Annotated in this window: 20 protein-coding genes; 11 read left to right on the plus strand and 9 right to left on the minus strand. The window is 42.3% G+C overall.

From position 1 onward, the window contains the following. Positions 1–202 precede the first annotated feature (202 nt). Entirely contained in the window at positions 203–2,764 is a 2,562-nt protein-coding gene (locus J8L84_RS18590; protein ID WP_211071987.1) for a TonB-dependent receptor, read from the plus strand. Between the two features lie 526 nt (positions 2,765–3,290). Here J8L84_RS18590 and J8L84_RS18595 read toward each other — a convergent pair. Genes J8L84_RS18595 through J8L84_RS18605 form a run of 3 tightly spaced genes read right to left on the minus strand, consistent with a single transcriptional unit; the run spans position 3,291 to position 5,915 of the window. Then, on the minus strand, positions 3,291–4,340 hold the full coding sequence (locus J8L84_RS18595) for a DUF2955 domain-containing protein (protein WP_211071988.1): 1,050 nt from the start codon (positions 4,338–4,340) through the stop codon (positions 3,291–3,293). A 10-nt stretch (positions 4,341–4,350) separates the two neighbouring features. Further along, positions 4,351–5,415: an HlyD family secretion protein gene (locus tag J8L84_RS18600; protein ID WP_211071989.1), complete on the minus strand. Its 1,065-nt coding sequence runs from the start codon at positions 5,413–5,415 to the stop codon at positions 4,351–4,353. Next, positions 5,415–5,915 (minus strand): MarR family transcriptional regulator, encoded by a 501-nt coding sequence (locus J8L84_RS18605; protein WP_211071990.1) that lies wholly within the window; start codon positions 5,913–5,915, stop codon positions 5,415–5,417. The genes J8L84_RS18600 and J8L84_RS18605 overlap by 1 nt, the downstream gene beginning before the upstream one ends. A 197-nt stretch (positions 5,916–6,112) precedes the next feature. Here J8L84_RS18605 and J8L84_RS18610 point away from each other — a divergent pair, with 197 nt between their 5' ends. From J8L84_RS18610 to J8L84_RS18630, 5 genes are all read left to right on the plus strand, one after another. Continuing rightward, positions 6,113–8,659: an excinuclease ABC subunit UvrA gene (locus tag J8L84_RS18610; protein WP_211071991.1), complete on the plus strand. Its 2,547-nt coding sequence runs from the start codon at positions 6,113–6,115 to the stop codon at positions 8,657–8,659. A 125-nt stretch (positions 8,660–8,784) separates the two neighbouring features. Further along, positions 8,785–9,741 carry a YihY/virulence factor BrkB family protein gene (locus J8L84_RS18615; protein WP_211071992.1) on the plus strand — a complete coding sequence of 319 codons (957 nt, stop codon included), beginning with the start codon at positions 8,785–8,787 and terminating at the stop codon, positions 9,739–9,741. A gap of 71 nt (positions 9,742–9,812) precedes the next feature. Next, positions 9,813–11,819, plus strand: a complete 2,007-nt coding sequence (locus J8L84_RS18620; protein ID WP_211071993.1) for a RecQ family ATP-dependent DNA helicase — start codon at positions 9,813–9,815, stop codon at positions 11,817–11,819. Positions 11,820–12,019: 200 nt separating this feature from the next. Continuing rightward, positions 12,020–13,072, plus strand: a complete 1,053-nt coding sequence (locus tag J8L84_RS18625; RefSeq protein ID WP_247670879.1) for an alpha/beta hydrolase — start codon at positions 12,020–12,022, stop codon at positions 13,070–13,072. A gap of 204 nt (positions 13,073–13,276) precedes the next feature. Next, positions 13,277–13,825, plus strand: coding sequence for a YaeQ family protein (locus J8L84_RS18630; RefSeq protein WP_211071994.1), 549 nt, complete (start codon positions 13,277–13,279; stop codon positions 13,823–13,825). A gap of 17 nt (positions 13,826–13,842) precedes the next feature. On the opposite strand, the gene J8L84_RS18635 is transcribed toward J8L84_RS18630, so the two are convergent. After that, positions 13,843–14,262: a MarR family transcriptional regulator gene (locus J8L84_RS18635; protein ID WP_211071995.1), complete on the minus strand. Its 420-nt coding sequence runs from the start codon at positions 14,260–14,262 to the stop codon at positions 13,843–13,845. Between the two features lie 86 nt (positions 14,263–14,348). Between J8L84_RS18635 and J8L84_RS18640 the strand changes: the two genes are divergently transcribed. Then, positions 14,349–14,798, plus strand: coding sequence for a DUF2798 domain-containing protein (locus J8L84_RS18640; protein WP_211071996.1), 450 nt, complete (start codon positions 14,349–14,351; stop codon positions 14,796–14,798). Here the strand turns inward: J8L84_RS18640 and J8L84_RS18645 are convergent. After that, on the minus strand, positions 14,791–15,024 hold the full coding sequence (locus J8L84_RS18645) for a hypothetical protein (RefSeq protein WP_211071997.1): 234 nt from the start codon (positions 15,022–15,024) through the stop codon (positions 14,791–14,793). The two genes, J8L84_RS18640 and J8L84_RS18645, sit on opposite strands and share 8 nt — an antisense overlap. A 109-nt stretch (positions 15,025–15,133) precedes the next feature. Between J8L84_RS18645 and J8L84_RS18650 the strand changes: the two genes are divergently transcribed. Continuing rightward, positions 15,134–16,054, plus strand: a complete 921-nt coding sequence (locus J8L84_RS18650; RefSeq protein ID WP_211071998.1) for a LysR substrate-binding domain-containing protein — start codon at positions 15,134–15,136, stop codon at positions 16,052–16,054. A 7-nt stretch (positions 16,055–16,061) separates the two neighbouring features. Here J8L84_RS18650 and J8L84_RS18655 read toward each other — a convergent pair whose 3' ends face one another. Together J8L84_RS18655 and J8L84_RS18660 are read right to left on the minus strand one after the other, a co-directional pair. Beyond that, positions 16,062–16,358, minus strand: a complete 297-nt coding sequence (locus J8L84_RS18655) for a chaperone modulator CbpM (RefSeq protein ID WP_211071999.1) — start codon at positions 16,356–16,358, stop codon at positions 16,062–16,064. A 1-nt stretch (position 16,359) separates the two neighbouring features. Beyond that, on the minus strand, positions 16,360–17,310 hold the full coding sequence (locus J8L84_RS18660; RefSeq protein ID WP_211072000.1) for a DnaJ C-terminal domain-containing protein: 951 nt from the start codon (positions 17,308–17,310) through the stop codon (positions 16,360–16,362). A 308-nt stretch (positions 17,311–17,618) separates the two neighbouring features. Here J8L84_RS18660 and J8L84_RS18665 point away from each other — a divergent pair, with 308 nt between their 5' ends. The 3 genes from J8L84_RS18665 to J8L84_RS18675 all read left to right on the plus strand — a co-directional run bounded on the left by J8L84_RS18665 (position 17,619) and on the right by J8L84_RS18675 (position 19,911). Beyond that, the gene (locus J8L84_RS18665; RefSeq protein ID WP_211072001.1) at positions 17,619–18,722 is read left to right on the plus strand and encodes an L-dopachrome tautomerase-related protein; all 1,104 of its coding nucleotides are present in this window, start codon (positions 17,619–17,621) and stop codon (positions 18,720–18,722) included. Between the two features lie 98 nt (positions 18,723–18,820). Then, positions 18,821–19,123, plus strand: coding sequence for a putative quinol monooxygenase (locus J8L84_RS18670; protein WP_211072002.1), 303 nt, complete (start codon positions 18,821–18,823; stop codon positions 19,121–19,123). Beyond that, complete coding sequence (locus J8L84_RS18675; protein WP_211072003.1) at positions 19,120–19,911, plus strand: glycine betaine ABC transporter substrate-binding protein; 792 nt, start codon at positions 19,120–19,122, stop codon at positions 19,909–19,911. Before J8L84_RS18670 ends, J8L84_RS18675 begins: the two co-directional genes overlap by 4 nt. A 36-nt stretch (positions 19,912–19,947) precedes the next feature. Here the strand turns inward: J8L84_RS18675 and J8L84_RS18680 are convergent, their stop codons facing one another. Together J8L84_RS18680 and J8L84_RS18685 are read right to left on the minus strand one after the other, a co-directional pair. After that, positions 19,948–20,256, minus strand: coding sequence for a hypothetical protein (locus J8L84_RS18680; protein WP_211072004.1), 309 nt, complete (start codon positions 20,254–20,256; stop codon positions 19,948–19,950). 87 nt (positions 20,257–20,343) lie between these two features. Further along, positions 20,344–21,951, minus strand: a complete 1,608-nt coding sequence (locus J8L84_RS18685; RefSeq protein ID WP_211072005.1) for a PrsW family intramembrane metalloprotease — start codon at positions 21,949–21,951, stop codon at positions 20,344–20,346. Positions 21,952–22,148: the final 197 nt, after the last annotated feature.

A 22,148-nucleotide genomic window follows, 5' to 3' on the forward strand; every position in this document is an offset into this window, starting at 1 on the left:
GTTTATCACATCTAATAATAATAATAAGTCTAATCAGACAATTCGGCGTTTAGCTGTACCCCACATAAAAAGAAAGTAATCGCAATAACTGCGGTGCAGTATGCGTACCAGAAATACGCATAAAACAGACGCGCTTTTAGCGCCCTGTAAATGCAGTTTATGCTCATGTTGAAATACATTTATAAAAATTCAGGAACACACAATGCAACAGGCAAAATTTAACGCTTCTGCTTTTAAGCTTTCCTTAATCGCTGGCGCAATCGCTGCTATTCCTTTTTCGACTTCATCCTTCGCTCAAGAACAAACCAATATTGACGAACAAGATGTTGAACAGATTCAAATTGTTGGTTCGCGCCGCGTGGGGAGAACGGTTAATGACTCTCCGGTTCCTATCGATATTATCGATGCGTCTTCTATTGAAGCCACTGGTTTAACCGAAACCAACATGATCCTTAACTCGTTGTTGCCAAGCTTCAACTTCCCGCAGCCTTCTGTTACTGATGGAACAGACCATGTTCGCCCCGCTCAGCTTCGTGGCTTAGCGCCAGATCACACGCTGGTTTTAGTAAATGGCAAGCGCCGCCATACTTCAGCACTCCTTAACCTAAACGGTTCTGTGGGCCGTGGCTCTTCTGCTGTGGATTTAAATGCTATACCCGCTAATGCGATTAAACGCATTGAAGTACTTCGCGACGGCGCGGCGGCACAATACGGTTCAGACGCCATTGCTGGTGTTATCAATATTGTATTGAAAGACGCTAGCGAAGGCGGTGAAGTGTCGGCCACATACGGCGCGAACGTAACTACGATGGACGGCGTGCCGAATTTAGAAGGCGTAAGTGCAGATGCTGATGGCAACCTTGCATTCAATACTGGTTCAGACCGTGAACTGACCGACGGTCAAACTTTTACCCTTCGCGGCAACATGGGCTTTGAGTGGGGCGATGATGGCTTTGTAAATGTATCAGCAGAATACCGCGATCGCGGTGAATCAAATCGTTCCGACTTCGATACCCGCGAAAATTATGCTCGTGACGCTGATGGTAATTTAGATGAAAGAGAATTTACGGTTAACCGCTACAACCATGTATATGGTAACGGTGAAGTAGAAGATTACGCGCTGTTTGTAAACGCGGGCAAAGCTATTAACGACAATATCGAGTTTTACGGTACTGCGGGCTTTAGTTCACGTGATTCTATTGGTGGCGGTTTTTATCGAAGAGCATCGGATAGCCGTAACATTACCTCTATCTATCCTGATGGCTTTTTACCTTCTATACAAACCGATATTCAAGATATGTCTGTACTAGGCGGCATTAAGGGTTATGGCGATGTGTGGAACTACGATTTATCACTCACCCACGGCGGGAATGCACTAGAGTACAGCGTAGTAAATAGCTTGAACACCTCTCTTGGGCCAACAAGCCAAACAAGTTTTAACGCGGGTGAGCTAGAGTACAACACTACCATTATTAACGCTGATGCCTCGCGTTTGGTGGATACAGGCTATTTCTTTAGCGAAATGAACTTCGCCATGGGCGCAGAATACCGCCACGAAAGCTATGAAATTACCGCTGGTGAAGAAAATTCGTATATCCAAGGTACGTTTGGCCCAGGTGGCGTAGTTACCGACCCTGTTGATGGCCCTTTTGGCTCAGCGGGATCACAAGTTTTCCCTGGCTTCACGCCAGAGTCAGCAGGTGAAAACACTCGCCACAACTACAGCTTTTATGTAGATGTTGAAGCCGATGTGCTCGAAAACTGGAATGTGGCAGTAGCTGGTCGTTATGAAGACTATTCAGATTTTGGCAGTACGTTTAACTGGAAAATGTCACATCGAGTAACCATTACCGATGCACTTGCCCTTCGCGCATCAGTATCTACTGGTTTTAGAGCGCCATCGCTTCAACAACAGCACTTTACTTCTATTGCCACAGTATTTGTAGATGGTGAGCCAACTGAAACAGGTACGTTTGCCGCTTCAAGTGAAGTAGCACAAGCGTTAGGTAGCCCAGGTCTTGATGCTGAAGAGTCAGATAACTACAGTGCAGGTTTCACCTATTCGCCTACGGCTAATTTCAATTTAACGGTAGATTTCTACCGTATTGATATTGACGATCGTATTGTGTTGTCGAACAACCTATCGGGTGATGCTATTGAAGCGTTGCTTGAAGGTACTGGTGCTAACCAAGCTCGCTTCTTCTTAAACGCGATTAATTCTCGCACGGAAGGGGTAGATATTGTTTCTACATACACATTAAACACAGCTGATTTTGGTGCGTTTAACTTCAATGCGGGTATTAACTTCAACGATAATGAAGTGACCGATATTTTAGAAGCGCCAGATGTACTTCAAAATGCAGGGTTCGATCAAAGTAACTTGTTTGACGATGTAGAACTGCGTCGTTTCGAGACTAGCTCGCCAGATAGCAAAGTGAACCTTGGCGTTACTTGGTCTTACGACCGTTATAACGCTACTTTGCGCACTACTCGCTATGGCGAGGTGGAAGACCCATCTTCAATTGAAGCTCGTAACGAAATTATACCTTCTGAGTGGATCACAGATTTAGATGTACGCGTAGCCCTTACCGACAACTTGGCGGTGTCGGTTGGTGCGAATAACATCTTTGATGTATACCCAGAAGCTACACGCGATTTAGTTGATGACGTAACTACCTTCTCGATGATTTTCCCATACTCAGGCTTCTCGCCCTATGGATTCACGGGCCGTTATGTTTACGGAAAAGTGACTTATAGCTTTTAATTAATCTTGTAAGTTAAAACTCAAAAAAAATGCCGGATGTGAAAACATCCGGCATTTTTTATATGCTAGCAATATTAGCCGCCAAAATTACATGCCATAAAACCGTATTTCGTTTTTGTATATAACAAGAACTATTCCCAAGGTCAGTTACCTTTGTTAGCAAGCATGAGTATTCTAAGTACTCCCACTTTTGAGTTAACACTTTTAGAAGGAATTAATAATGGAAGTGCTTACGAATAATGAGGTAAACCTTGTATCAAGCGGTTGCGCAGAACATTGCTGAAAAACATCAAACAGATTACTAGCTACATCCTTTTTATGGCATGTATTGTTGCTATCACCGTAACCATAGTAAAGATTGTAGAAATGATCTGGCCGCTAGGAAATATGAAAACATTCATTGTGATTGCGGTCATTTTTGCTGTTACTTTTATTTGTACCCAAATTGCAAAGAGGTGGGGCTTATTTACCCGTTAGTTTCCGCTTTTTCTCATGAACGACCTGTATATGCCCCTCTTTTAAGTAACTAATCGTATGTATGGTGTCGGGTAACGCTAAAGCGATTTAATATATGATGCATAACGTAAACGGCACTCAAACTAAGGGCAATGGCTACGGCCACAGAGCTAAAACGGTAAAGCGCGCTGTAAACTAAATCTTGGTTGGGTGTTAGCGAGTTTCCAAACAAAATACCAAACGTGGTTAGCACACCAAACCCAATGCCCGGCATCCCGCCACCTAAAATATGATAGCGGCTAAAAATGAACGCTAAAATCCACAACACAAGCACCGGAAAAAGTAAAAAATCACTGTGATTGTACAAAAACAATTGCGCCAGCAGTGCTAAATTACAACCAATGAGTGTACCAATAGCCCGTTGCCACCCGGCTAAACTTGCGGCTTTCCAGCAAAGTGAAAATAGAATTAGCACCGATGACGCCTGAGCTGATATCGAGTCTTGTAAATCCAACACTTGAAACACCACAAACGATAAAGTTGCCACACTTGCACACAAGAGTACTTCATGACGAATACTCTCTTTCGCCTTAGGCGGTGGAACACGAGGGGGGCGCGGCGCAATGTCTGGAAATATGCCATGCATCAACGCCGCAATAACAATTGATAAAAGCGTAGCTACACCGTTACTCACAATTAACGGATAGACAGTATCTATGCCGTTTACATAGCTTGAAAAGTGCAATTGTATCGATAGCCCCACGGCGCCTAACGCTCCAAACAAAAAGCCGCCGCCACTGCTCATTTGATAGAACAAGATACAAAAGCATAGAAACACAATAAGGGTCATCACCACTGGGATGTGGGAAAACAGCCCTTGCAATACCAATACAATAAAGGCGCTAAACCCCGCACTGGCGATGAACTGCTTTATCACTGGCTTGCTAATAACAGGTACTAACCCCAGCAACAACATGGGATAAACCGTAAAGAAAATACCATAAGGCCAGTTCATCAAGTTACTGATGGTAAACCCAAGCGTACAACCACCCGCTATTCGCAATGCCTGGCGCAGACCATTGGGATCTAACTGCGGCCGTTGGCTAACTGTTGTCGACATTTAACCTCCGCTAGTAAATGTAGTGTAACCAACTAATGGCGTTAATTTGTAACGTACCAAACCACTGGCCTAATGTTGATTCAGGTAACAATTGCACAGTGGCACGGGCACCGCTTGGCATACCTTCTACTAAGTCTTCATTTTTTTGTAGCACAATGTGAACCCGTTGACGCTGAGCATCACGCACCCATCGATTACTTGTTTCGGTCTTGCTTAATGTGCCATTTGCACTTAACTGGCCATCGCTAACCCCGGCCTCAAACGAATCAATATGCGCATCAAATACTTCACCAGGTAAGCTATCGAACACCACTTTAGCAGCACTGTTTTCGGCCATGTGCATTAACGACTTTTCTCTAAAATCGGCTACCAAATCGGTCTCGCTGGTTACTATCGCGAGTAGCGGATTACCCTTTACTGCATAGGCCCCTTCACGTAACTGCATGTTAGACACAACACCATCATTTCGCGCACGCACTTGGGTATATGATAAATTTAGTTTGGCTTCGGCAAGCTGGTTTGCGGCATGGCGAACAGTAAGGTTATTTTCACCCGAATCACCCCTTGCCAATAAGGCCTCAGATAACTGCGCTTCAAGCGCCGATTTATTGGCAACACTCGCTTCATAGTTGGCTCGCATCGCTTCAAGTTCTTGCTCTGAAATTGCGCGCTGTTTATACAAAGCGTTGCTGCGTTGCTGAAGTAACTTTTGCTCATGCAGCTTGGCACTAGCTGCCTTAATTTGAGCTTCAAGCGATTTAATATTGGTATCAAGCCGCTTGTTTTGTAATTTGGCATCATCTAACGCTAACTTTGCTTGGGTTAACGCTATATCGTAAGGCCCCCTATCAATCTGAAATAGCACGTCGCCTGCTTTTACCGTTTGATTGTTGCTAACAAAAACCTGTGTGACTTCACCACTTAATTGAGGCGCTACTTGCACAACAGGGTGATAAATACGCGCTTGGGGCGTAACTGGCATAAACGTGTCGGCAATAAGGTAGTAAATAAATATCAACACAAAGCCGACTAGGGATAACCTTACGTAGCGAGAAAATTTTTGATCAGGCGTCATTATTCGTCTTCCTCTGTGTTACTTTTAGCACGTTTCTCCTGTTGAGAAATGCAGGCTGAGGCGTTTTGCTCTATTTGCAACAATACCCGCGCCATTGCATCGAGCTGTTCATGGGTGAGTCCTGCATAAAACTGCTGTTTAACGTCCGCTATTTTTTCATTTAGCGAATTTAAAACAACACGGCCTTCCTCAGTGAAATACAATTTTTTGCTGCGTTTATCATTACCATCAACTTGACGATTAATCAGCGTCTGCTGCTCAAGCTGCTTTAACGTGCGGGTTAACGAGGGCATTTCTATACCCAAGCTTTGCGCTAGCGCTAATTGAGTAACCCCTTCCCCAATTAGATTGATGTGCATTAATGCTAGCCATCTTGATTGCGTTAAACCTAAGGGCTCAACCGTTAAGGTAACGGCTTCTCGGCATAGCCGGTGTACCCGGCCCATATTTCCAATAAGTGTAAAATCTAACGTTTCGTGAAACGGTTTTTGCGAAGACATAAACACCCTCAACTTATTTAGCATGCTAAGTATAATAGCGTTAGTTAGCATACTAAGTAAATTAAGTGGAGTGGGTTAGCCCTTCTAGCAATAGATTTATCTACCCAATTTATGATCGTTATAAAAGCTTAAACCTTACTCATTCTAGGTTCGCCCTATTTTGCAAGGTTGGAAACGGTAAGGATGGTAAGGGACGCATGACAAAAGCTAACAACAACTGTTTACAGGTTCGTGGTGCACGGGTTCATAACTTAAAAGACATAGATGTTGATATTCCCCGTAATAAAATTGTTGTCTTTACGGGCATTTCTGGCTCTGGTAAGTCCTCTCTCGCCTTTGGCACCTTGTACGCGGAAGCGCAGCATCGTTATCTAGATTCGGTTTCCCCCTATGCTAGAAGGCTAATCGACCAAATTGAAACGCCCGATGTAGAGAGTATTGAAGGTTTACCTCCTGCTGTAGGATTACATCAAAACAGGGGCGCTCCTTCCATTCGCTCTTCGGTAGGCAGTATTACTACCATTTCAAATAGCCTGCGTATGCTGTATTCCCGTGCAGGTGATTACCCTGCTAGTCAAAAGATCATTTACGCAGACGGGTTCTCGCCGAATACGGTTGAGGGAGCCTGCGAGCAATGCCATGGCATTGGAACGGTATTTGATGTTACCGAAGATAAACTTGTTCCCGACCCATCCCTCACCATTAGAGAAGGCGCCATAGCCGCGTGGCCAGGTGCGTGGCAAGGAAAAAATTTAGTTAGGGTTTTGTTATCGTTAGATATTGATGTCGACATACCATGGCAAGCCTTACCTGAGTCTACCCGAGATTGGATTTTGTATACCGACGATACCCCCCAAGTGCCTGTTTACAGAAACTACAATTTGGCGCAAACCCTCGCCGCCAAGGAAGAAGGAGAACCCGCCAGTTATAATGGTAAGTTTATTGGGGCTAAACGCTATGTACTTGAAACCTTTAAAACTTCTCAAAAAGAAAAGGTTAAGCAAAAAGTCGCCCAATATCTTGCTGTTTCAACCTGCCCACGATGCCAAGGTAAGAAGTTAAAACAAGCGTCGCTTTCAGTGACACTTTGTGGCCTAGACATCACCGCCTTCTCTCGGCTTTCTTTAAGCGACGTGGTGGAACATTTAAATACGCTTCTTGAAACAGCCGAAGCCCAAAACAATGAACGGGCACTAGTTATTCGCAACATTGCTAAAGACATAGTAGCGCGCATCAAACCTATTATTGCCCTAGGATTGGGATATCTTTCCTTAGAGCGAAGTACCACGACGATTTCAGCAGGTGAACTACAGCGGTTACGGCTGGCCACCCAAATAAAATCAAAATTGTTCGGTGTGGTATATATTATGGATGAGCCATCCTCTGGCCTTCACCCGAACGATGTAAATGCGTTACTAGAGGCATTTGATGCACTGGTAGAAGCGGGAAATAGCGTATTTTTAGTTGAACATAACCCGCGAGTCATTAAACACGCCGACTGGGTTGTTGATATTGGCCCGAATGCCGGCACAAATGGCGGGGAATTAGTTTTTAGTGGGCCAGTAGGTACGTTGCAGCAAGCATCTAATTCAATAACCTCGCAGTATCTTTTCGATAACGCATTAGCCCTTAAGCACCATAACCGCGCACCGAAAGGTTGGTTGTCATTAAAAGCCATTACCAAAAATAATCTTGAAAATATCGACTGCGCCTTTCCACTAGGTACTATTACCACGGTAACCGGCGTGTCGGGTTCCGGTAAGTCGAGCTTAGTGAGCCATGCATTGGTGGAATTGGTGAAAGCGTCACTTGATGCGAGTAAAGCCTCAGATAAAAACGCAGCGGTTAAAAACGCCCCCATTAAAAAAACAGCGCTCGATATTACCGAAGCCACGTTGTTAGAAAGCAACGATGATAAAGCCGTTGGTGGCTATATTGATAGTGCGAATAAAAGTGATGCCGAACAAATAAAGCGGTTGGTGGTAGTCAACCAATCACCAATTGGCAGAACGCCCCGTTCGAATTTAGCGACTTACACAGGCTTGTTCGACCATGTACGTAAACTGTTTGCCGCCACGCCATTAGCGAAGAAACGACGCTACGACGCAGGGCGATTTTCTTTTAATACCACCAAAGGAAGGTGCGCTAAATGCGAGGGTGTAGGCTATGTATCGGTAGAATTACTATTTATGCCATCGGTGTATTCCCCCTGCCCCGTGTGCGACACAAAACGCTACAACCAAGATACCCTAGACATTACGTGGAACGACTTATCGATAGCTGATGTACTGTCGCTAACTGTTGCCGAAGCCCATAGTATATTTGCTAATGAAGCCCCTATCTATCGTGCACTCGATGCACTGGTAAAAGTTGGCTTGGGCTACTTGCGATTAGGCCAGCCCGCCACCGAACTTTCAGGCGGCGAAGCACAGCGAATAAAGCTCGCTACAGAGTTAAAACGCGCCGAAAAGAAACACACACTTTATGTACTAGATGAACCTACTACTGGGCTTCACCCCGCTGATATCGCACTACTCATGAAGCATTTAAATACGTTAGTGGATGAAGGCAGCAGCGTGGTAATGGTAGAGCACAATATGCAGGTTGCTTCGGCCAGTGATTACGTAATAGATATCGGCCCTGGTGCGGGTGATGCGGGTGGAAAAATAGTCGTTTGCGGTACACCTAAAAATGTTGCTAGTTGCTCAAGAAGCAAAACAGCCCCGTTTATCACGCCAACTTAGTATTGCTAGATGCGATACTGGTGCGTGTTAATCGTAAGTACAAACGAGCTAGCAGTTTTTTTTATAATCTGACTTGTACTGCGCACTGTATAAACGTTATCAACAAGCAAAGTGAACTGCATTACATGAGCACATCGCAATCTACTCAGGCAGAGTCTGCTTTGGGATTAACGCTAAAAAACTGGTGGAGTATTGTTAAACGAACCTTTACCAATATCCAAAGCCATAACATTCCTCTTATTGCCGCAGGCGTTGCGTTCTATTGCTTGCTGGCAATATTCCCACTTCTTGGTGCAACCATTTCTTTATATGGCTTAATGGTGTCGCCGGAAGAATTACAAAACCATATGGCCTTATTGGTTAATGTAGTACCTAGCGATAGTAGTTATATTATTGAAGAACAATTGAAAAACCTTACCCAAAAATCTAATTCAGCTCTGGGTTGGGGCTTTTTTCTAACGCTCTTTTTATCATTGTGGAGTAGTAGTAAGGGTGCCAACGCACTTATTACCGCATGTAACATTACCTACATCGAAGATAATGGCAGAGGCTTTTTTAAAGGCTTGCTTGCCCGCATAACCGGCACCATCAGTATGATAGCTACCGTTATTGTTGCGCTAGTTTGCATTACGGTACTGCCAGAAATGATAAGTTGGGTGTCTGGCGGCTTAATAAGCTTTAAACAAGCTTCATGGATAACCTGGCCTGTGTTGCTATTGCTCTTTAACATCGGCCTATCGGCACTATACCGTTACGCACCGCATAGGCGTTCAGCGCAGTGGCGATGGGTTACACCGGGGTCGTTATTCGCTACCTTATTGTGGATTGCCGCATCGTATGGGTTTTCTATTTATTTGAATGAGTTCGCCAGCTACAACAAAACCTACGGTTCGGTAGGTGGCATTATTATTCTACTTATGTGGCTGTACTTAAGCGCCTATATCATACTTATTGGCGCGGAAGTAAACTCGTCCATTGAGCTTCAAACCTCGGCAGACAGCACCGTAGGCGAAGACAAACCTATGGGTGAACGAGACGCCGTGGTGGCAGATAACACGCCGGAGGATTTGAGGGGAAGTTGATGTTGAAGGCACAAAGATGCTGCTACTTGCTGTATCATAACCTCAAATACTTTAAGGCTATGCGCAGTTAAATGACCACAGACTACTCTTCACTATTACAAAACCTGTTTGGATTTCCCTCGTTTCGATCCGGCCAGCAAGAGGTTGTAGAAGGTCTGTTAAATCAGCGCTCATCGCTTGCCATATTTCCTACCGGTTCTGGGAAGTCGTTGTGCTATCAATTTGTGGCAACCCAACTGCCTAACTTAACATTAGTGGTATCCCCGTTATTAGCCTTAATGAAAGATCAGCTCGCTTTTCTACATAGCAAAGGCATTGCTGCCGCGAGCATCGATTCAACACTAACTGCTGAGCAAAATAAGCAAGTCATGAACGATGTTCGCTCTGGTGAGTGTAAAATTTTAATGGTGTCGGTAGAACGTTTTAAGAACGAACGTTTCAGGCAATTTATAGAGTCTGTTGCGGTTTCAATGTTGGTCATCGATGAAGCACACTGTATCTCTGAATGGGGGCACAACTTTCGCCCTGATTATTTAAAACTGCCAGCCTATCAACAAGAGTTAAATATCCCTTTAGTGCTGCTGTTAACCGCGACAGCCACTAAAAAAGTGAAGCTTGATATGGCACGCCGGTTTGATATTGCGCCCGAGAATATTGTCCAAACCGGTTTCTACCGCCCAAACCTTAATTTGAATGTGCTGCCGGTGGTAGAAGCAAATAAAAACCAAGCGCTATTAAATGAGCTTCAACTTCAACAAGGCGCGGGTATTGTATATGTCACGTTGCAACAAACCGCTGAACAAGTGGCCCGCTATTTACAACAAAACGGCTGTGCAGCAAGTGCATATCACGCGGGGCTAGATAGTGATGTTCGCCAGAACATTCAACAAGATTTCATGACGAACAAGCTACAAGTGGTAGTGGCCACCATTGCGTTTGGCATGGGCATCGATAAATCTGACATTCGTTTTGTTGTGCATTACGATTTGCCTAAGTCTATAGAGAACTACAGCCAAGAAATTGGCCGTGGTGGGCGCGACGGTCAAAACGCCAACTGCACGGTGCTGGCTAACCTTGATGGTCTGGTAACTATCGAAAACTTTGTTTATGGCGATACGCCAGACCAGTCCGCTATTGAGCGGGTAATTAAGGACATTGCCAGTCAAGCGCCAGAGCAAGTCTCTGGCACTTCAGGCAGTACTGTGAACAGTGCATCGGACAAAGGTATGTATCAATGGGAAACACAAATTAATAGCTTATCGACGTTAAGTAATATTCGTCAGCTGCCCCTTAAAACGCTGTTAGTACAGTTGGAACTAGCCAAAGTTATCCGTCCGTTATACGCCTATTTTGCTGAATTCAAATACCGCTTTAATACCGAAAAAACCGATATTCTCAACTTGTTTGGTAAAGAACGAAGCGATTTCCTAAACGCCGTTTTCACCCATACCGATATGAAAAAAGTATGGGGCGTAGTGAATTTCGATAGTATTTTTGAACACTATGGAGCTGAACGTTCACGAGTCGTAGCTGCGTTAGAGTACTTACACGAGCATAACCATATAGAATTGGCCTCACGCTTAATTACCGATGTTTACGAGGTGAATCAACAAGCACTGTTAGCAGATGATCTATCAGAAAGCTTAGCCCGGTATTTTGCTGAAAATGAGCTTAAAGAAGTAAAACGTATTGCTGCTCTGGTAAGGTTCTTCGAGCTTAATAGCTGTTTAAACTATAACTTATCGGCCTATTTTGATGACCAACAGGCGCCAAAAGCATGCGGCCATTGCAGTGTGTGCAATGGTAAAGTGGCCAAACTAGACTACTCAACACCTATTCCCTTACCAAATAAAACTCACGTAGCCGAAGCAATGCAAGCATTAGACTTACATTTACAGGGGAAATTTAGCGACACTATCACAACGTCTATCTATTGTAGGTTTTTGACAGGCATGACTATGCCTTTATTCACCCGCTTAAAAGTAAGACAGGTAACTGGTTTTGGCCACTGTGAACATTGCCGCTATGCTGATGTATTGACGATGGTGACGCAATTGATGCTAGTGCGAAATGCTTGACGGGTGCCCACCCGCTAACAAAAAAGGAAAAACCTATAAACTTTTGAAAGAAAACCAGACATTTCAGGTCTGTATTAAAGAGGATATATGCTCAGTTTTCGTATCAAGAGTTTAAGTGTTTGTGTACAAGTGCATTGAAAAGAAATGTTTTTGTTAGCGTAAATACCTATGGCTCTAGCCGTAACGCATAGAAGGTATTTATGGCAACACCAAATCGTTCAACAACCGGCAATTCATATAATCAAGGCTGGTCTATAAATGGTGCACTAACCGCACTTCTTTCGTTTTTGTTATGTCTAACCTTAATGTTTGCAATAAACAAAGCGCCGGCAACAGAAGTTCACTCTGAAAACAATGGCGCAACGTGGCCATCTAAAACCTTTTATCGATACCAAATGGTAAATGGAAAGCGTATTTTTTATCGCGAAGCGGGCGAACAACACAAGCGCACCATTGTGCTGCTGCATGGATACCCGTCCTCCTCGCATTCGTATAGAGAATTAATTCCGTTATTGTCTGGTCGCTTCCATGTCATTGCCCCAGATTATTTAGGGTCCGGTTATAGTGATCGCCCTAGTACCTCAGAACAAACCTATACATTTGATGTCTTAGCCGAACACGTTAATGGCTTACTCAATGTACTTAAACTAGAGAAATACAGTTTATATATTCAAGACTTCGGTGCGCCTGTTGGGTTTCGAATGCTAATGCGTGATCCCGATAAGTTAGACGCGCTTATTGTGCAAAACGGCAATGCCTACTTAGCCGGTTTAACTTCGCCGCGACAAGCCTTTTTTAAAGCGGCCAATCAAGATAAATCGGTTGCTCAAGCTACAAAAATCTTCTCTTTTACCTCTCCAGAAGCTGTTATTCATAAACAGTACTTACGTGATGTTCAACATAATACAGAAGTGATGAGCCCAGATAGCTGGACTCACGATTTACATTTCTTGCAATCTGAACAAGACAGAGCCATACAGGTTCAGTTGCTTCAAGACTACTACAACAATTTATTAGACTACCCAAAATGGCAAGCATTCTTAAGAAAGAAACAGCCCCCCACACTAATTGTATGGGGTAAAAAAGACCCGGCTTTTATTGCCGCAGGGGCAGAAGCTTATTTAACAGACCTACCCAATGCTGAGCTACATTTGCTGGATTCAGGTCATTTCAGCGTTGAAGAAAAATCAGTTGAAATCGCTAAATACATAGTAACGTTTATGAACCGACCAGATCTATTTCCTGCGCCTTAATACCGGGCACTAGAGATCAGTCAGGGGTTTAAAGCCGAAAGTGAGCGTTTTACCCTGGCCAAACGCTATTCAGATAAAGGGTTGTGTAGTGTTGCAATCGCTATTACCTGTTACTATGCGCGTAAAACGGTAGTACTCTCTTTATTATCGTAATGCTAGTGTCAGGCGCGATGTAACGCGTCGTGAAGAATAACCAGGATTACCATGGCTCTTAAAGCAACCATTTTTAAAGCGGACATATCGATAACTGATATGGATCGTAATTACTACAATGAGCACAATCTCACTATTGCTCGTCATCCTTCTGAAAACGATGCACGCATGATGCTTCGTATCGTGGCCTTTATTGTAAATGCTCACGAACAATTACAGTTTACAAAAGGCCTATCTGACGATGAAGTGCCAGACATTTGGCAAAAAGATTTCAGCGATGTAATAGAACTCTGGATTGAGTTAGGCCAACCTTCTGAACAACGCATTAAAAAAGGCTGCAATCAAAGCCAGCAGATGATGATTTACGCATACGCTGATAACAGCTTCGATGCTTGGTGGAAGAAAGAACAGAACAGCTTGCGCACCCGAAAGAACTTATCGGTATTTACCTTACCGGAAAGCTTATCTACCACGTTGGCCAGTGCCGTAGACCGCTCAATGCAAATGCAAGTAACGGTGCAAGATGGCCAAATTTGGCTAACTATCGAAAGCGCTGGCAATAGCGAATGTATAGAAGTGGAAATTGAAAAGCATTTATAACACTAAGGTGAGTTAACTCACCTTTCATCTAAATTATGTTTGAATGTAAGTACTAGTTTCTTAAATATCTCTTTTTCTTCATCGCTAACATCTTTAAGCATGTCAGAAAAAACGCGCTCTTCTATTTCTACGAATATATCAAGTGCGCGTTTTCCACTTTCCGTTAACGATAATATCTGGCTGCGTTTATCTTCTTCACTTTGTACTTTTTTTACTAAGTCGTTATCGACCAACTCTTTGATTAATCTGTTTATCTGCGCTTTATCTCTGCACAAAAAATCTGTCAGCTTTTGCCCCGTGCAGGCATCTATTTGACTGATAATTTTTAATGATTTCAACTGCATTGGTGCCAATGCTAAAGAAGTATCTTTAATCTCTAAGAAAATATTATTTCGAATAGTATTGAGCAAATTGAATAAGGCGTCATTGAATTTCATAGCGTACACGGAACCTATTTAGTTGACTTTATCAACTTAAATCATTAAAGTTGACATTGTCAACCAATTAAATGGGTAAAATCATCGTGAACCATATCAAGAAAATCTTAATGCTGCTGCCAGTAGCGTCGCTACTGATTGGAGTACTTACGGCCATAATGACATCTGTGAGTATTCTACCAGAACAAGCATTCATTCCAACGTGGTTAAGCGCGTTTAGGTTTGCATTCTTAGTCATGTTACCCATAGGCGGAATAATCTTTTATTTCGTTAATAAACTCGTGCAGCGTGTTTTCGCCTCATCCTCAGTGTTGCAGCGCAATTTAATTCACGGGTTTACAATGGCCTTTATCATGGAATCGATTCTAGCGTTGGTTACAACGTTTAGTAATCAAGGTTTCCCTTCACTTGAGCTATTCGCAAGAGAAGCAGCGTTAAGTTTATTTGCCGCATTACCTATTGGTATTGCAATGGCATGTTTAATGAGCTTTGTAGTTAAACCAAGACTAGAGGCGCATTTTTCCTCGGCTACTTAAATGCACTCCACTTTGATAAGTACAACTTATCTCCCATGTTAGATAGCATGCCCTTTGAAGCGCTGTTCTTACCAGTATCATCTGTTTCATTACTGTCAGCGCTTTCAACGTTAGCAATATTATCACCTTGTAAAGAATCTCGTTTGCTCGCGTAGTCAAAACTGCCTGCAAGCTTATCTTTTATTGCCATTAAATATGAAACCGCCCCACTTTTTTTCGTATTCACGCCACTAGCTCCTTGTCATTTAGTGTAGCTAGTGTCGCGATTAGTTCTTTACTAAACCAACGATTAAATCTAACTTATAAAATAAGCTGAACTTATATAATAGAAAATAATGGATAAGCGATTACGATGGCTGAATAACCTGCTTTGTTTTGAAGTCGCCGCAAGACATGAGAGTTATAGCAAGGCAGCAGAAGAGTTATATATTTCACAAGCGGCAGTTAGCCAACAGATGAGACAACTAGAAACCAATCTAGGCGTAAGCTTATTTCGTAGGCAATCACGAAAGATGATTTTAACTGGCCCGGGCAGAACACTTTATGCATCATGTGAAAAAGGATTTAGCGAAATCGTTAATGGGTTGAACCAAATACACGAAGAGCCTTTAGAGGGAAGCTTAACCGTTACATCTACTCAAGCTTTTTGTTCATTGTGGCTTATGCCTAATTTGTTCGAGTTTTTTAATGAGTTCCCCAATATTAATATCAATATTCAAGCATCTAATCGCATTGAAAGTTTACATAAAGGCGATATCGACGTAGCCATTCGTTTTTATACCTCAACCACCGCATCTCAGGATGAAGGCCTTATTACGCGAAAATTTGGTGAAAATGGCGTCGTACCTGCTTGTTCACCTGCCTTTCAAACTCAAAAGCAACTGCATACTGTTGAAGATATGCTAGGCACGCGCCTGCTAGCACTTGCTGGAGAAGAGAAAGCAAGTTGGGAGTCATACTTCGAACACAATAAAATAAATCTATCGAATAAAGTGTTGAGAAAAACAGTGGTATCGTCAAGCGATCTTGCACTTAGCGCTGCGCTGGCAGGACAAGGCGTCATGTTAGCCTCTGATGTTATGATTGGGCAGTATTTAAAATCAGGGCAATTGATAGTGCCCGTTGATACTCCTCATCCAGTACGCTGGAAATCTCACTTTGTTTATCTTAAAAACTCACCGAAGCAGCAACGTATCGCGCATTTTTGTGAATGGCTGACAGAAAAAATGGCAAGCCATGAAGCACTGCAAACGTAAAAAAAGGTTAAAACCGCGTTAGCCGACGTTGAAGGTTTTCGTTTTCCACTACCAGTTTTTCTTTTTGTTTTAGCAACTCAACAATCATCGCTACCGCTACCCAATCCAACTCTAATTGAGAGTACAGATTGATGGCTTTTTTTACCCACCGCACGCTATTTGTGTCAAATATCCAATTACTCGTACCGTCACCCGAGATAGGCTCAGCAATGCCATAATCAATAACTTCGATAATCATTTCTTGGTCTAGTCGTTCAACGTGGCAAAGTTCTTCAAATGATATTATTAGCAGTGAATTAGTCATTTTACTTACTCCAGTGCGCGCGAGGATCATCGTGCTCTAATTGCGCTAGTTGTTGCCACAAAGCCTTGTCTTCGTCAGTCGTTTTATCTGGAGCAACGATTTTTAAAACAGCAATCATATCACCAAGGCCCGTTTTCATTTTAAGCCCTTTACCCTTCACTCGCAGTTTTTGACCAGTTTGACTATTTGGCTTTATATTCAGATTAATCTTACCTGCCAAGGTAGGTACCTCAACTTTACATCCAAGTACGGCTTCCCACGGCAATATCGGCACTGTAATGACGAGGTTGTGTTCTTCTACATCGAACAGTGGATGCGGCACTAAACGAATGTGTAAATATAGATCGCCGTTTCTACCCTGCCCCTGCCCTTTGCCGCCTTGACCTTTTAGCCTGATCCGCTCTGAGTCAACCACGCCGGTAGGTATTTTAACTTTGAGAGTTTTATTGACGTGTTTAACCTCTCCATCTTCTAGCATTGGCATCGAAAACTGAATGGTTTTGGGCGCTTCTGAAAACAAATCTTCGAGGAATACTGGAACTTCAATCTCAGCATCTTGCCCGTGATTGTTAAACCCTGAAAAGTCGTCTGAATGATGGCTACGCGGCCCCTGGTTGAACCCACCGCCAAATACTGAATTAAAAAAGTCGGAAAAGTCGCCGCCGGTGTGAGCACCATTGAAATCATTGTTACTTTGCCAGCCTGGTGGCGGTTGAAAATTATCGTGTGGGGCAGCACCATATTTTTTCAATTCGTCATATTCAGCTCTGCGTTGTGGGTCTTTAAGTACCTCATAAGCTTCGACTAACTCTTTGAATTCTTCATCGGAATTACTGTCAGGTTGCATATCTGGGTGCAGCTTTAAAGCAAGCTTACGATATGCTTTTTTTATTTCTTTTAAATCAGCATCTTCTTTAACACCAAGGATTTGATAATAATCTTTAAATTCCATTCAATGATGCTCAGCGTAGTGACTATAGAATCTTTAATATAGCGGATACCTAAAAAGCGTAAATTGATATTGATCAAACATCAGAGTGACTGGTTATGAAGATGCTTTAACGATCAGTAGTTTCCTCTTCACATTAATTATCAAATAAAATTTGATAATCATTCAAATTAAACACTGTTTTTAACTTGGCAATTAACCTCTATTCTATACCCCTCGAAATAAACAACACCAAACCAGTGCAAATACACAGCAGACTTTAATGGTGTCATTTGGGCTTTTTGAATTATTACTCCATTACAGGAAAGACAATGAAACTATTTAAAGCATCTCTTATTACTGCTGCTATTGGCTTATCAAGTGTTGTAGGCGCGCTGGTAAATGCAGCAGAAGTGGGCCCGCTAGAGCCTGTTACTCAGTTTACTGAATATCGTGGTGGTGGTATTACTATTACGCCAAGTGGTCGTACTATTATCAGCATGCATCCGCTAGATAACCCTAAAGTGAAAGTGATTGAAGTGATGGCAAATGGCTCAAAGCAACCTTTCCCTACCACTGATTGGGCGGATGGCTCAGAAACTGGTGAAGTAGGACTAACATCTGTTATTGGCGTTCACAGCGATAGTCAAGGCGTAGTATGGATCCTTGATATGGGTAGCGAAACATCGCCAGCTCAAATAGTCGCGTGGGACAGCGTAAATCATAAGCTTCACACAACGATTACATTGGCAAAATCATCGCTTCAACCAAATTCATTCATCCAAGATTTCTCTATTGATGAAAAACACGGCAAAATTTATATTGCCGATATGACGTTCGGTAACTTTGCAGGGGCTACTAAGCCTGCCATTATCGTTGTCGACCTGAAATCTGGCAAGTCAAAGCGTGTACTGGAAAGTGCAGCACAATTAATGCCTGAAGACCAAGACATAGTGATTGAAGCTTCTTTATTGGCGTCGAAAACACCAGAAGGTGAAACTAACGCATTACGCTTTGGTTTAAACCCAATTGCCATTGATGATAAAAACGAGTGGTTATATTTTGGTGCATTTACTGGCACAAAAGTTTACAGAATTCCGACATCAGCCATTAGCAACACAAAAAACTCAGACAAAAAACTAGCACAAAGCATTGAAGTTTATGGCCCTAAAAACCCTAGCGATGGTATTGCTTATGCACCTGGCGGCGGCATTTTAGCCACAGATTTAGAGCATAATGCGGTGGGATTAACCACGAAGGGGAATTACGAAATACTGATTCAAGATAAACGTCTTTCATGGCCTGATAGCTTAGCGGTAAGCAACGGTTATATTTACGTAACCCAAGATCAACTGCATCAACATCCTGCATTTAGCCAAGGTTTAGGAAACGCTAAACCACCTTACACACTTTATCGTTTTAGCTACCAGCCTTAAAAACTATTTTGAATGGGTGCAATGCACCCATTTCACTCTCATTTTTTCATTTATTCTCTAATAACTCCCCCAAATGCCACACAGTTAAGGAACGTTTCATGAATACATTAACGATTGTTGCCAATATCACTGCAAAGAAAGACAACATTAATGTTGTAAAATCTGAGCTGATAAAACTTGTTGAAATGACTTTACCCGAAGAAGGCTGTATCACCTATGACCTTCACCAAGGCTTAGAAAACGAAGCGCATTTTATGGTTTACGAAATATGGGAAACCCGAGAACTGTGGCAAGCACATAATGAGAGTAAGCATTTAACGGCATTCGTTGCCGCGACAAAAGGTGCCTTTGAGCAATTTACCGTTGATGAAATGATGAAAGTAAATCAGGGTACGTTATGAAAAATTTAATCAAGATAGGTGTTACTAACCTATCGTTTCACCATGTAGCGGCGTCGCTAGTATCGAATGTGCTCAGCGATATGGGATTTGATGTACAAAGAATCTATTCTCCTCATGAAAGTAACTTTGAAAAGCTCAAATCTGGTGAAGTAGACCTACTCGCGTCTGCTTGGTTGCCGTCTAGTCATGGTGTATACAAGGCTAATGTTGAGGAAGTAATTTCACTAACAGAGCTCGGTTTGCATTATGAACCTTATGCCTTGTGGGGAGTGCCGGATTATATTCCTGAATCTGCAGTATCTGAAGTTGCGGATTTACTAAAACCTTCTGTCATTGAAAAAATGAACGCTAATATTCAGGGAATAAATCCTGGTGCGGGTATCACTCGGTTTTCAATTAAAATGATGGAAAAATATGGTCTAAATAACGCGGGTTATAAATTCCATACTGGCACTGAAGAGGACTGTTTTACTGCGTTTGAAAAACAGGTTGAAAGAGAAGATTGGTTTGTTGTTCCGCTTTGGAAGCCTCAGTTTTTGCACTTCAAACATAAGATTAGAGAAATTAAAGAGCCCAAAGGGCTATTAGGTGTTGTTGATCGTGCCGTGCTTTTAATTCGTGACGACAAAAAGCAGTTATTTACCAAAGCACAATTAAATGCGCTAAATGCTTTGCGTTTCAACAATGATGTTATTGCCCAGCTTGATTACCACGTATCTAGAAATAACAAAGCGTTAGACGATGTTACCAAGGATTGGTTGATTTCAAATAAAATTATTCCAGCCTAAGCAGCAGTGACATTTAAGCCCAGTTTAAGGCCTGATTTAATCATCAGGCCCTTCTAGGGTAAACACCAAGTGCCTGCGCATATCTTTCAAAATAACGCCTTTCTTGACCATTGCGGCGCTTAAGCGCTTTCGCCATTTTAATAATTCCGGTTCTGCAGCTGCTAGGGCTTGCTCATTTTCAAACTGAAAGCGCAGTAGTAAAGAGCTTGGGAATAGCTCGTATTTCATATCAAACCAGCATTGCAGCATGCCAGGAATTTCAGCGCGCCCTTGCGCTTCAAGCATGTTCGCAACGTCAAGGACAAGTGCTTGTTGTTTAATTTGCACTTTAGAAAGCTTTTTCATCTATGGGATCCATCTTAAGGTTTAGCGTTTACAGGCGCTAAACTTAAACAAAAATCGAATACTTCCGTTAATTATACTTTATTTTACTTACCAAAATTTGAGTATGCTTACCCATCTTCCGTTGGTTACCCTGATATTTCCAAGCACTGTTACAAGGATAAATGCTAAAAAGGCCGAACCTATTAGCATTGAAAATAAGTTTAAGTTTGCGTTTTCAGCACCAAACTTGTAACCAATTATGGTGTATTGGTATGCGGCGATGATCGTCATGGCAGCACCGAGAAATTCTGCACTACGCACCAACTGTCCCCTACCAATACTGAACTCTGAAGCGTTTAATGCATTGGTGATAGCTAGCGCATACCGATGCACTGCGTAAAACAGAATTGCAACCGAAAAGATCTTAAAATGACCAACCCACCCATCAGATATTATCCAAAAATCATATAGCCCATGCACTACGCAAGCTGCGAAAAATGCGAAGATGAAATAAACTAGCGCACCACTTTTGGCCTGATATTTAGCGTACATTAAACCGTAAGCAACAAAAGAAGTTAATGTCATATGAAGGACGGTAGCAGAAACAGATCGGCTCAAAACATTATCTAAGCCACCTTCATGGAAGTACATTATGTTTTCCATAAAAGCAAAGCTCAACCCGCAGACTGATGCGTATACTATGTAATCCATTGATTCGTTGATAATACTTTTGAATCTTAACAAGATTAGAAAGGGTATAATTTTTACGGCTTCCTCTATTACGCCGATAGCAAATATACAGTACAGCAGATCGTTAATGTAGTTTCCGTTGAGCTCCCATCCAAGCCAAACAAAATATAAATCGTATAAGGGTGTGGCTAACATAGAGAAACCACAACCTATCACCAGTGCAAAAAGGATATGCCTAATTTTTTCAGTTTCATAAACGTCTATCCACAACAAGAAAATCACCCAAACGATTAGAATTAATGCAGCCCCCACCACGCCTGATGTTGTGTAATCACCTAGTTTGAAGGCATGATGGCTGTATGTCTCAAAATCGCCCTGACCTAGCATGTGATGCCTTAGAAGCCTTTCAGAAACATACCCAATAACTTCTTCATTGCTTAATAACCTAGTTAATTTAGCGTCATTCTGAGTAGCCTTATAAACATTAGCTAAATTTGAATAGGCACCTGATATATTGGCGTTGGCGTCAAGCTCTCTTAAAAAGTATTTCTCTGCTTCAAGATAGCGCTCTTGCTCTAAATAAATGTAGCCTATGGAGTTATTCAAATAAGGTAACTCTGGATCCCTAACTAATTGATAGAAATCTAAGGCTCTATCCGAATTTCCATCCATGATTTCAATGTATCCCAAACCATAAAAACCAATATCAGATTTTTCCCTTCTAGCTGATTGAGATAAATCTTTGTAATTCTCTTTTATTGTTTTGTCATCCCGATACGAACTTCTACCCGTTTTTTCTGGGATATTGAAATGGCTACGAATTTTATCTCTGTGGAGCGCTATGTTTAATGGGTCCGAGAGCAACATCTCATCATAGATTCTTTCTGCCGTGGCATGATTACCAGACATGGCTGTATTTTCCGCTTTCTGCGCTAATGGAATGTCCTCACTGCTAAATAGAAAATTTACTATTAAGGCAGCAATCAGAAACGGCGTACCAAGCAGAACCAACCATATTTTACTCATCAAATTCCCTTTAATTTCTTATTATATTACGCTCAGCAACCCTAACACTTAGTCGTATGGCTGCAAAACAGGAATACACCAAACTATTTAACGTTTAAGTAGTTTGCTAAAAAATACTCTTATACCACTGAATATAATAGCTTTCCCACCCCGTAAGTTTGACTTCATGAAGTATTTTCAAACCGTTAAGTTTCCGT

The sequence above is a fragment of the Alteromonas sp. MMG017 genome, from assembly GCF_018100795.1.
GTDB lineage: Bacteria > Pseudomonadota > Gammaproteobacteria > Enterobacterales > Alteromonadaceae > Alteromonas.